This is a genomic window from Luteimonas aquatica (assembly GCF_022662575.1).
Taxonomy (GTDB): Bacteria; Pseudomonadota; Gammaproteobacteria; order Xanthomonadales; family Xanthomonadaceae; genus Luteimonas; species Luteimonas aquatica.
Genome location: NZ_JALBFU010000012.1, coordinates 68,560 through 78,890, shown reverse-complemented (window position 1 = coordinate 78,890; position 10,331 = coordinate 68,560). Strand labels below are relative to the sequence as shown.

The window sequence follows — 10,331 nt, the reverse complement described above, 5'->3', positions numbered from 1 at the left end:
GGTGGCACCGTCCCCGCGCGGCCTGGCCGCGCTGCGCGCGCTGCGCGCGCCGCCCTGGCTGATGCTCAGCAGCGGCGAGGCGCTGCGGACGCTGCTCGACGCGCTGCCGGCCGAGGACGCCGCGCGCCTGCGCCGGGCGCGGGTCAGCGCCGCCAGCGCGCGGCTGGCCGAACTCGCGCGCGCACTGGGCTGGTCGGAGATCGCGATCGCCGAGGACGCCCGCCCGCGCAGCCTGCTCGCCGCCGCGGCGCGGGCCGCTTGCGCACAGCGCCGTTGACGCCGATCCGCTAGCATTCGCCTACCTCGGTCACACTCTGACGCCTTGAGCACGCCCACTCCCTCTCCTTCCACCGCAAGGCGGCGCGGCGGCGCGGCGCTGCTCTGGCTGCTGGTGCTGGCCGCGCTCGCCGCGGCCGGCTGGTTCGGCTGGCGCTGGTGGCAGCAGGACCGCGCGCACGCGCGCAACGCCGAAGCGCAGTCCATCCAGCGCCTGGCCGCGCTGGAATCGCGGACCGCGGCGCTGCGCGAGGACCAGCGCGCGCAGGGGCGTCGCCTGCAGCAGGGCGATGCCACCAACCGCGTGCTGCGCGACGAACTGCTCGGCCTCGGCCAGCGCGCCGCGCTGATCGAGGACAGCGTGTCCAAGCTCGCCGACCCCGAGCACAGCGGCGCCCAGGCGCTGCGGCTGGAGGAACTGGAGATCGTGCTCGGCATCGCCCAGCAGCGCCTGCGCCTGGCGGGCGACCTGGGCGGCGCGCGCCACGCCTACGCGCTGGCCGCGACCCTGCTCGACGGCATCCACGATCCGGCCTACCTCAGCCTGCGCCAGACCCTGACGCAAGAACGCAGCGCCGTCGACGCGCTGCCGGAAGACCCGCGCGCGGTCGCCGCCGGCCGCCTGGACGCGTTCGCGGCATCGCTGCCGGCCCTGCCGCTGCGCACTCCGGCCGAAGTCAACGCGCAGGCGCCGTGGTGGCGTCGCGCCTTCGGCCGCCTGATCGAAGTGCGTCCGGCCAGCGGCAGCGTCGCGGTGGACCCGGGCGACCGCGCCGCCGCGCTCGCCGCGCTGCAACTGGAGATCACCCTGGCGCAGGCCGCGGTCGAGCGCCGCGACCGCGACGGCTACCGGCGCGCGCTCGCCCGCGCCGACGGCTGGCTGACGCGGCTATGGCCGGATTCGCCGGCGCTGCGCGAACGCCGCGCGGCGCTGCGCGAACTGCGCGAACTGCGGCTCGACCTCACCCTGCCCACGCTCGGCACCACCCTCAACCAGCTGCGCGCGATGCGCGCGGGCGAAGGATCGCGCTAGGCCGGCGATCGCGCGGCAGCCGGCGCGCGGCATGGCCGGAGAGATGCAGGCGCACCCCCGCGTCGGGCGACGTTCAGCCACCTCAAGCCACCGTTTAGGCAGTTCACGGTAGGACCTCCTCCAACAGAGCACACGCCGACCCCGCCATGCGCGCCGAACCGCACTTCCGAGCCTATGCGAGCGACGACCGCAATGCCTGCCTGGCGCTGTTCGACGAGAACTGTCCGGCGTTCTTCGCTCCCAACGAGCGCGAGGACTACGCCGCATTCCTGGCATGCGACAGCGCGCACTACACCGTGTGCGAACTGGACGGACGCATCGTCGGCGCCTACGGCCTGCATCCGCTGGCGCGCGACTACGCCCTGCACTGGATCCTGCTCTCGCCTTCCAGCCAGGGCCGCGGCATCGGCTCGAACATCGTCGCGCGCGTGCTGCGCACGCTGCGCGGCGGATCCGGACGGCCGACGCTGCACATCAGCGCCAGCCACAAGTNGCCAGGGCCGCGGCATCGGCTCGAACATCGTCGCGCGCGTGCTGCGCACGCTGCGCGGCGGATCCGGACGGCCGACGCTGCACATCAGCGCCAGCCACAAGTCGGCGCCGTTCTTCGCCCGCTTCGGCGCCCTCGAGACCGCCCGCGTTCCCGACGGCTGGGGCCCGGGCATGCATCGGGTCGAGATGCGGCTCGCATCGGACCAAGACGCCCCTTCCCTTCCCCCGCGCGGCATGACGCCCACGAGCAACGACGGAGCGCCCGTATGAACCTGTTCCGAAACCTCCTGTTCTGGATCGTGCTGGCCCTGGTCGGCGCGCTGATCGCGCAACTGCTGCTGCAGGACCCCGGCTACGTGCTGCTGCGCTATCGCGGCACCGAGTACTCGATGACCGCGGTCTCGGCGCTGCTGGTCCTGTTCGGCGGCCTGTTCGTGCTGTGGCTGGCCTGGACCCTGCTGGCGCTGCCCTTCCGCGCCTGGCGCGGCCGTCGCGACCGGCAGCACCGCGCGCGCCTGGGCGAGGGCCTGGACGCGCTGCGCCTGGGCCATTACACGCGCGCCGAGAAGCTGCTCGCGCAGGCCTCGCAGGACGGCGCGGCCGCCGGCGCCGCGCGCGGCCTGGCCGCCGAGGCCGCGTTCGCGCGCGGCGACACGGTGGCGGCGAAGGCGCATCTGGATGCGCTGGAAGACCGCCATGCCGCCGTGCGCGCGATCGGCAACGCCGAGCTGGCGCTGGCCGAACACCGCCCCACCGACGCCCTGGTCGCCCTCGACGCGCCCGCCGCGCAGCCGCTGCCGCCGCGCGGCCTGGCGCTGCGCGCGCAGGCCCTGGCCGCCGCCGGGCAGGCCGCGCAGGCCTACGGGCTGCTCGGGCCGATGCGTCAGCAGCAGGCGCTGTCGGAAGCGCAACTGTCGGAGTTCGAAACCCGCTGGGCCGAAGCCGCCTTGCGCGAGGCCGGCGATGCCAACGTGCTCGCCGACCGCTGGGAACAATTGCCCAAGGCCTTGAAGGCCGAGGCCGGCGTGGTCATCGCCTATGCCGAGCGCGCCGCCGCGCTGCGCTGGGACGACGCGGCGGCCAAGGCCATCGAGCAGGCGCTGGAATCGCGCTGGGACGAGCGCCTGGCCGCCAGCTACGGCACCCTGCCGATCCAGCGGCTGGAACAGCGCCGCGGCAACGCCGAACGCTGGCTGCAGGCGCACCCCTCCAGCCCCGCCCTGCTGCTCACCCTCGCCCGCCTGGCGCGCGCGCAGGGCCAGTGGAACCAGGCCGAAGACTACCTGCACCGCGCGCTGGCGCAGGGCGCGGGCAGCGAGGCCTGGGAGGAGTTCGGCCACGGCTATGCCAATGCCGGCGACGACGCGCGCGCGCGCCAGAGCTATGCCAACGCCTTGCGCGCGGCGCGCGGCGAGGCGGTGCAGGAACTGGGCGGACGCGACCTGCGGCAGAAGATCTACGACCAGGCCGTGATCGAGGAACGCGACCAGCACGGCTTGCCGCGCCTGCGCGAGTGACGCGAGGCGATCGGCCGTCCGCGGCGGCTTGCGGCCGCTAGCGCGTACAGGGGATCGGTGCGATGAAAGAACTTCCCAACAGATTCAAACCGCTCGTCGGCATCGGGATACTCTTGGTCGCCGCGATCCTTGCCACCGTCTACTATTCGGCCGTCAAACGCCACGACCAGCCTTTCAATCTCTTCCCCGCGCTCATTCTCGGCTGCTTCCTGCTCCTCGGCATCGTCATGGTGACCGAGCGGATCCTGCCCAAATGGCTGCTCATGACATTGCTGTTCCTGCTCGGGACCGCTTTTTTCTCGGTCATGGCCCTGACGGTGTTCGGCGATGCACTGCCCTGGTTCGTCATGGCCCCGATCGGGGCTGCGGGTGCGCTCGCCTACTACTATGTCTTCGCGCGACGCGAATAACCGGCATGAGCGCAGGGCGCTGCCCTAATTGAGCAGACGCGTGTGCGGCGAATACTCGGTGGGTTCCAGCGTGCGGCTCTGGATCTCGCCGACCAGGGCGCCGTACTTGCGCGTTTCGCGCTTGATGCCGATCCATTCCTGGTCGGCCATGAACTTCGCCCAGCGATCGTCCATCGTCGCCTTGTCGGGCCATTCGAGCAGGTAGACGAATTCGGTGCGATCGGCGTGCCGCGATTCCCAGGTGGCGACGATCTTGAAGTCGTAGCGGGCCATGATGCGCATCGCGTGATCGCGGAAGCGCTCGTGGAACTGCCGCTTGTTGCCGTCGAAGATCTCGTAGATGCGCAGTTGGTGGATCGCGCCCTCGCGCGGCCGCTCCTCGGCCGCAGCCGCGCCCTCGAACAGGCACAGCGCCGCCACGACGCCGAAGGCGCGTGCCCGCCAACCGCCGATCCGTCCCGTCCCGCGCATGCCATCGCCTCCGTCGTCTCGCACCGGACTCTGCCAGGGCGGAGGCGCGGCGGCGCCTGCCGGAAGTCAGTCGGCCGCGCAGGCTGCGGGGCGCAGGCGAGCAGTCCGTCGTTGCCCGGCAGGCCCACTGCAGAAACAAGCGAACGGCAAGGTGCTCGGCTTGCCCGGCGTCGCCGCCGGGCGCGGCTTCGGCGCGCCGGTGACGCGCTATCATTCGTCTCACGCCCGCCACGGACAGGACGCATGCCCCAGGGAACCGCCGCACGCTCTGCGCTCCTGCTGCTCTGCCTGACCTCCGCCGCCTGCGCACGGACGCCGTCCGACACGCCTACGCCCGCCACGCAAGGAACCGCCGCCATGTCCACGGACCCGCAACCCGCTTCCGGACACCGCTTCGAGGGCTACAACGACAAGCCGGTCGAGGCGCGGCTGGGCCCGCACCGCTACCTGATCCCGGCCAACTACTTCGACAACCAGATCGGCCCCGAATTCGACGGCAGCTTCTCGCTGAAGGTGCAGTGGCCCGACCTGCAGCCGCTGCCGCCGGGAGAGCGCTCCAGGCAGAGCATGGAGACGTTCAACAAGCAGATTTCGATCCTGCCCAACTACGTCGATCGCGTACCGATTACGGCAGTGCTCGAAAAACTCGCCCGGCCGGCCGTGTCCGAGGACTCGATCTCCTACCAGGACCCCCGCGAACGGCTGGACTTGCGGATCGAACAGCCCGCCTCCTTCGGTCTCACCCCTTATTGGGTGGACGAGGAAAAACTGGCCGCTTACGCGAAAAGCCAGGAACAGGCGAGCGGCCACCCCTACCGGATCAAGCGCGAACTCGAACAGGACTGGTACCTGCGCCGCACTGGCGAATCGGGCATCGCCACGCTGATCAAGTGCGACACCCACGCCTCGCCCGACGGGCTGACCGTCCAGGGCGAACGCGTGCTGGCCGACGATTCCACGCCCATCGCCCAATGTACGCACTACTTCGTCGATCCCACGAGCGGGATTTCGTTCTCCGCATCCTATGCCCGCGTCTTCCTCAAGGATTGGAAGCGGATCGAGGATCGCGCGCACGAATTGCTGGCCCAGTATCGGGTCGATTGAAACCTCCGCTCTCCGCAACGTTAGGGAAAACTTATGGCCGGACTCAACCAACGGGATATGGACATCCTCCGCGGCTATGCGGAAACCGGAAACCGCGAGCTGTACTGGAACTACCTCGCCCGACACGAAGGCAGCGACGGCTACGGGCTGCTCGCGCTGGGCGTGGTGCGCAACGACAACATGCCCGGGGCGGTCGCCAATGCCTATGCGCAGAACTTCGCACGCAGCGAAAACGGCCGCAACCTGAGCGAGCGCGAATGGGAAACCTTCGGCGAGAACTTGGTCTCGCGCGACTTCGAGCGCAGGCAGCTGCGGATGGCGGAAGGCCGGCCGGATCTGGCGCTCAACCTTCCAGTCTCCGACGTGCAGCTTGCCCATGACCAGACGTTCCGCCGCCACGGCATCGATCCCAACGCCTGGACCCCGCGTCGGCTGCTGGAGGCCGCCCACCGCCAGGGCGGCGACGAGGCGGCGCAGCAGGTGTGGGGCAACATGCTCAACAACGCGGCACTGGGCATCGGCCGCGCCGGCATCACCTCGTGGGACGTGATGTACACCTACAACGACGAGCAGATGCCCGCCACCCGCTACATGCTCGACCTGGCCGGCGCCAGCGCGATGGCGGCCAACGCGCGCTCCAACGTCGATCCCGACGTGATCGGCGCCTCCAACTTCTACTACATGTACGACCGCAACGCGCGCGAATGGTCCAGCGTAAGCAGCGGCGGGATGGCCGGTCCGATGATCCGCCGCGTCACCGACGCCGGCACCATCGCCGAGCTCGACGACGCGCGCCGCGTGCGCCTGGAACGCCAGGAGCAGGCGCGGGAATTCCACCCCGACGACCCCAACCGCGAGCGCGGCATCGCGCGCAGCCCGTTCACGTTGGCCGACGCCGGCCCCGACGCGGCGCCGGGCACGCAGACGGCAACGGGGGATCGGGTACGCTTGGCCAGCATTTCCCCCACGAGGTCCGATGGCATGGATACTTCGCATCCCGACTACCCGCTGTATTCGCAGATCCGCAGCGGTGTGCAGCGGCTCGACGCCGCGCACGGCCGTCCCTTCGACGACACCAGCGAGCGCATCAGCGCCAGCCTGCTGCCGCTGGCGAAGGAGAACGGCATCACCCGCGTCGACGAGGTGATGCTCAGCAACGGCAGGAATCCGAACGTCGCGCCGGGCCAGAACATCTTCCTGGTGCAGGGCAGCCCGGACGATCCGGCCATGCAGCGCGCGCACATGCCGACCCAGCTCGCCGCCCAGGCCTCGGTGGCCGAATCGATGGAGCGCCTGGCCACCATCAACCAGACCCTCGAACAGCAGACGCGGCAGGCCTCGCTCGAGGCGCCGCGCCAGCAGCAGGCGCCGCACCAGCTCGGCTGACGGTCGCGGCGAGTCCCGCGCCCGGCGCCGGCCCGCCGCGATCGCCTCCCGTCGCGGCGAGCATCGCCGCGGCGGACCTCCTCGCTCAGGACGACGGCGTCGCTTCGTCGCCGGCTTGTGCGCCGCGCGCCGCGCGTCGCGGCAGCAGGCGCCGCAGCCCGACAGCGGCGACCAGCGCGGCCAGCCACAGCGGCCACAGCGCGGCCAGCGCCACCACCACGCTCAGGAAGCCGTCCCAGCCGGCGCGCATGGAATGCCCCAGGCGCACGAAGAAGCCCGGGGATTCCTGGCGCACGATCGCATCCACGTCCACACGCACCGTGCGGCGCACCTGCGGCGCCTGGTACAGGGACAGGTCGATGGTGCTGAAGGCCACGCGGTCCTCGAAGGTCTTCTGCGCGATCAGCGCCTCGTCGCGCTGCTCCTGCGCGTCGCTGCGCGCATGGATGGCCTCGGTCCTGGCCGATGCGCGCGCGGTGCCGTCGGCGACCGCGCCCAGCGCGCCCTGCGCCTGCTGCTGGCGGGCGAAGGCCAGCTTCTGCCGCAACAGGTCGAACTGCGCGTCCTGCGCGGCGAAATTGCGCCGGTCGAGGAATTCCACCTGTGCCGCCATCGCGCGCAGGAATTCCTGGGTCCTGGCGCTGGGCACGCGCACCTGCAGGTCGGCGCGCAGCGTGTAGGTCGCCAGGTCGACCGCCTGGCCGTCCCGGCCGGGCAGCGAACGGGCGTCCTCGACGTCGGCGCGGATATCGTTGCGGGTGACGAAGCCGCCGTGCCGCGCAGCCAGATCCTCGATGGCCAGCGCCGAGCCGTAGACCTCCTTCACCCGGAACTGGGCGTTGGCGGTGCGGATGAACTTGCGCTCGCCATCGTCGAAGCTCAACGAGGAGGACTGCAGCTGCGCCTGCACGGGCGGCGCGGAAGGCAGCGGCGGCAGCGCGGCCGGCGCCATCTGCATCGGCTCCGCCACGGCCTCGGCCTTCGCCTCGATGGCTGGCGCGGCCGCGCCGGCGACCGCGGCATCGGCGGCCGCTTCGGCCGCCTGCGGCGGCGACGATTCCTGCCTGGCGCAAGCGCCCAGGGCCACGGTCAGGCAGCACAGCAGCAGACCGGTGCGGAGATTTCCTTGCATGACCAACCCCTTCTCGATGTGGGCGACCGACACATGCGGTCGCGGCACCGACTGCTTACGCGCGAGCCGGCGCTTCGGGGTTGGAGGGTCGAAGTCGAGCGAGCCGCCGGCGCGGACTAGGCCACGCCGGCGACGCTTCAGCGTTTCGGATCAGCGTTCCAGGATCGCCACCACGCCCATGCCGCCGGCGGTGCAGATCGAGACCAGGCAGCGGCCGCGGCCGCGTTCCTTCAACTGCTTGGCGGCGGTGGCCACGATGCGCGCGCCGGTGGCGGCGAAGGGATGGCCGGCGGCCAGCGAGGACCCCACCGGATTGATCCGCGTCGGGTCGATCCTGCCCAGCGGCGCGTCCAGGCCGAGGCGCGTCTTGCAGTACTCCTCGCTCTCCCAGGCGCGCAGCGTGCACAGCACTTGCGCGGCGAAGGCCTCGTGGATCTCGTAGATGTCGAAATCCTGCAGCGTCAGGCCGTTGCGCTTGAGCATCTCCGGCACCGCCGCCGTCGGCGCCATCAGCAGGCCCTCGCCGTGCACGAAGTCCACCGCCGCCACCTGCGCGTCGCGGATGTGGCACAGCACCTCGTGGCCGTGGCTGGCCGCCCACTCGTCCGAGGACAGCAGGCAGGCGGCGGCGCCGTCGGTGAGCGGCGTGGAATTGCCGGCGGTGAGCGTGCCGCGGCCGGAGGTCTTGTCGAAGGCCGGCTTGAGTGTGGCCAGCTTCTCGATGGAGGTGTCGGCGCGCAGGACGTTGTCGCGCGACACGCCGCGGAAGCTCACCACCAGGTCGTCGAAGAAGCCGCGCTCGTAGGCGGCGGCGAGCTTGTGGTGCGAGGCCACGGCCAGCTCGTCCTGCGAGTCGCGGGCGATGTTCCAGGTCTTGGCCATGTCCTCGCAGTGCTCGCCCATCGACTTGCCGGTGCGCGGCTCGGCCACGCCCGGGTATTCGGGCTTGAGCTCGCGCAGGTGGAAGCCCTTGAACGCGCGCAGCTTGTCCTTGGTGGTCTTGGCGGTGGCCGCGGCGATCATGCGCCGGCGCAGCTTCTGCCCGAACACGATCGGCACGTCGGAGGTGGTGTCCGAGCCGCCACCGATGCCGGACTCGATCTGCCCGGCGGCGATCTTGTTGCCGACGGTGATCAGGCTGTCCAGCGAGGTGCCGCAGGCGCGCTGCAGGGTGATGCCGGGCGTGAGCGGCGACAGCCCCGAGGACAGCGTCGCCTCGCGGCCGAGGTTCCAGTCGCTGCTGTGCTTGAGCACCGCGCCCATCGCCACCTCGCCCAGCTGCTGGCCGTGCAGGCCGAACCTCTCCACCAGGGCGCCCAGGGTCCGCACCGACATGCCGAGATTGCCGACATCCGTATATGCCGTGTACTGGCGGCAGAAGGGGATGCGGACGCCGCCGAGCACGGCGACGGGACGGCCTTGTAGCATGGGGATTCCTCGGGAGTGGACCGCCGCGTCCGGCGGCGATGCGGCGTCAGGACAGGGACTTGCAGTCTAGCGCCGTCGCCGTGCACGGCCAATCGCGCGCATGGCGCGGGCCTCTGCCCGCGGCCCGCGCGGGGCCCGGACGTGCGGCCGCGCACATTCCGCGTCATCATGGCGACGGCATGAACGATCGAACCTTCCAAGTCCTCGGCGCGCTGGCGCTGGAGCTGGCCCCGGGCAGCGGCGCGGCGCACGACGCGCTGCCGCAGCAGGCCGCCGGCGCGCTGGCCGCCGCGATCGCGCACGACCTGGCGGGCTTCGCCGCCGACGCGGCGGCGCTGGACCTGATCCTGGTCGGCGCCCACTACGATCCGGTGGAACTGCTGCGCCCGGGCTGGCCGGTGCATCGCGAACTCGACCAGCTGGGCGCGCGCGCGCCCGGCGATCGCGACGCGCGCGGCCGCATCATCGCCTTCGGCAGCCACGAGGGTCGGCTTCCCGGCGCGCTGGCGCCGGCGGCCGACTACGCCGGCGGGCCGCTGCGCCTGTTGCCGTGGGTGCTCAGCGGCGAGGCCGAGACCGCGCGCCGGGTCGGCGAGCGCTTCGAAAGCGAACTGATGGAACACGGCATGGCCGGCGCCGCCACCGCGCTGCAGGCGCAGGAGGCCTTCGGCCTACGCATCGAGCACGCGCGCTACCTGACCGTGCACGACCTGTGCGCGCTCACCGCGATGCAGTACGAGCACGCGGGCCTGGCGCCGCTGTGGCCGATCCTGGAGACGGCGCTGCTCTCGCCGCACCGCGAGGCCTGGCTCGACGCGCCGCCGGAACCCCTGCTGCATTACACCGACGGCGAGGCGCGCATCGCCCTGCTCTCGCCCGACGCCTGGCGCAAGCGCTACGCGGGCAACCTCGGCGACGACGCCGAGCGCCTGCAGCGCGCCTTCGCGCATTTCGAAGCACGCCAGCGCCAGCTGGCGGCGGTGCTGATGGCGCACGGGGTAACGGTCACCTTCGCGCACTGCGGCGGCGATCCCGTGCAGGAGCTGTAGCCCCGGCACGGCATCCGCCATGCGCGGATACCG

General features: G+C 71.6%; 10 protein-coding genes and 2 pseudogenes. 9 read left to right on the top strand and 3 right to left on the bottom strand.

Annotated elements, in window-relative coordinates; all coding sequences use genetic code 11:
- The 6 genes and pseudogenes from MD221_RS15585 to MD221_RS15565 all read left to right on the top strand — a co-directional run.
- Positions 1-277, top strand: a pseudogene (locus tag MD221_RS15585) (uroporphyrinogen-III synthase); the annotation flags it as partial.
- Positions 278-322: 45 nt separating this feature from the next.
- Positions 323-1,309 carry a uroporphyrinogen-III C-methyltransferase gene (locus MD221_RS15580; protein ID WP_242112851.1) on the top strand — a complete coding sequence of 329 codons (987 nt, stop codon included), beginning with the start codon at positions 323-325 and terminating at the stop codon, positions 1,307-1,309.
- Positions 1,310-1,455: 146 nt separating this feature from the next.
- Positions 1,456-1,755, top strand: a pseudogene (locus MD221_RS17670) (GNAT family N-acetyltransferase); the annotation flags it as partial.
- A gap of 85 nt (positions 1,756-1,840) precedes the next feature.
- Entirely contained in the window at positions 1,841-2,071 is a 231-nt protein-coding gene (locus tag MD221_RS15575) for a hypothetical protein (protein ID WP_242112849.1), read from the top strand.
- Positions 2,068-3,318, top strand: coding sequence for a heme biosynthesis HemY N-terminal domain-containing protein (locus tag MD221_RS15570; RefSeq protein ID WP_242112848.1), 1,251 nt, complete (start codon positions 2,068-2,070; stop codon positions 3,316-3,318). The genes MD221_RS15575 and MD221_RS15570 overlap by 4 nt, the downstream gene beginning before the upstream one ends.
- Positions 3,319-3,380: 62 nt before the next feature.
- Positions 3,381-3,728: a hypothetical protein gene (locus MD221_RS15565; RefSeq protein WP_242112847.1), complete on the top strand. Its 348-nt coding sequence runs from the start codon at positions 3,381-3,383 to the stop codon at positions 3,726-3,728.
- A gap of 24 nt (positions 3,729-3,752) precedes the next feature.
- Here MD221_RS15565 and MD221_RS15560 read toward each other — a convergent pair whose 3' ends face one another.
- Positions 3,753-4,199, bottom strand: coding sequence for an NIPSNAP family protein (locus tag MD221_RS15560; RefSeq protein ID WP_242112846.1), 447 nt, complete (start codon positions 4,197-4,199; stop codon positions 3,753-3,755).
- A gap of 357 nt (positions 4,200-4,556) precedes the next feature.
- Between MD221_RS15560 and MD221_RS15555 the strand changes: the two genes are divergently transcribed.
- Together MD221_RS15555 and MD221_RS15550 are read left to right on the top strand one after the other, a co-directional pair.
- On the top strand, positions 4,557-5,303 hold the full coding sequence (locus MD221_RS15555; protein ID WP_242112845.1) for a hypothetical protein: 747 nt from the start codon (positions 4,557-4,559) through the stop codon (positions 5,301-5,303).
- A 57-nt stretch (positions 5,304-5,360) separates the two neighbouring features.
- On the top strand, positions 5,361-6,689 hold the full coding sequence (locus MD221_RS15550) for an XVIPCD domain-containing protein (protein WP_242112844.1): 1,329 nt from the start codon (positions 5,361-5,363) through the stop codon (positions 6,687-6,689).
- A gap of 85 nt (positions 6,690-6,774) precedes the next feature.
- On the opposite strand, the gene MD221_RS15545 is transcribed toward MD221_RS15550, so the two are convergent.
- Both MD221_RS15545 and MD221_RS15540 read right to left on the bottom strand, forming a co-directional pair.
- Entirely contained in the window at positions 6,775-7,821 is a 1,047-nt protein-coding gene (locus tag MD221_RS15545) for a DUF4349 domain-containing protein (protein WP_242112842.1), read from the bottom strand.
- Positions 7,822-7,971: 150 nt separating this feature from the next.
- Positions 7,972-9,249 carry an acetyl-CoA C-acetyltransferase gene (locus MD221_RS15540; RefSeq protein WP_242112841.1) on the bottom strand — a complete coding sequence of 426 codons (1,278 nt, stop codon included), beginning with the start codon at positions 9,247-9,249 and terminating at the stop codon, positions 7,972-7,974.
- Positions 9,250-9,428: 179 nt separating this feature from the next.
- Here MD221_RS15540 and MD221_RS15535 point away from each other — a divergent pair, with 179 nt between their 5' ends.
- Positions 9,429-10,298, top strand: coding sequence for a hypothetical protein (locus MD221_RS15535; RefSeq protein WP_242112840.1), 870 nt, complete (start codon positions 9,429-9,431; stop codon positions 10,296-10,298).
- Positions 10,299-10,331: the final 33 nt, after the last annotated feature.

Bases quoted from the DNA above. Each gene is read 5' to 3' on its own strand.
- MD221_RS15560 (WP_242112846.1), bottom strand. From the start codon at position 4,199: ATGCGCGGGACGGGACGGATCGGCGGTTGGCGGGCACGCGCCTTCGGC.
- MD221_RS15550 (WP_242112844.1), top strand. From the start codon at position 5,361: ATGGACATCCTCCGCGGCTATGCGGAAACCGGAAACCGCGAGCTGTAC.
- MD221_RS15545 (WP_242112842.1), bottom strand. From the start codon at position 7,821: ATGCAAGGAAATCTCCGCACCGGTCTGCTGCTGTGCTGCCTGACCGTG.
- MD221_RS15540 (WP_242112841.1), bottom strand. From the start codon at position 9,249: ATGCTACAAGGCCGTCCCGTCGCCGTGCTCGGCGGCGTCCGCATCCCC.
- MD221_RS15565 (WP_242112847.1), top strand. From the start codon at position 3,381: ATGAAAGAACTTCCCAACAGATTCAAACCGCTCGTCGGCATCGGGATA.
- MD221_RS15555 (WP_242112845.1), top strand. From the start codon at position 4,557: ATGTCCACGGACCCGCAACCCGCTTCCGGACACCGCTTCGAGGGCTAC.
- MD221_RS15535 (WP_242112840.1), top strand. From the start codon at position 9,429: ATGAACGATCGAACCTTCCAAGTCCTCGGCGCGCTGGCGCTGGAGCTG.
- MD221_RS15570 (WP_242112848.1), top strand. From the start codon at position 2,068: ATGAACCTGTTCCGAAACCTCCTGTTCTGGATCGTGCTGGCCCTGGTC.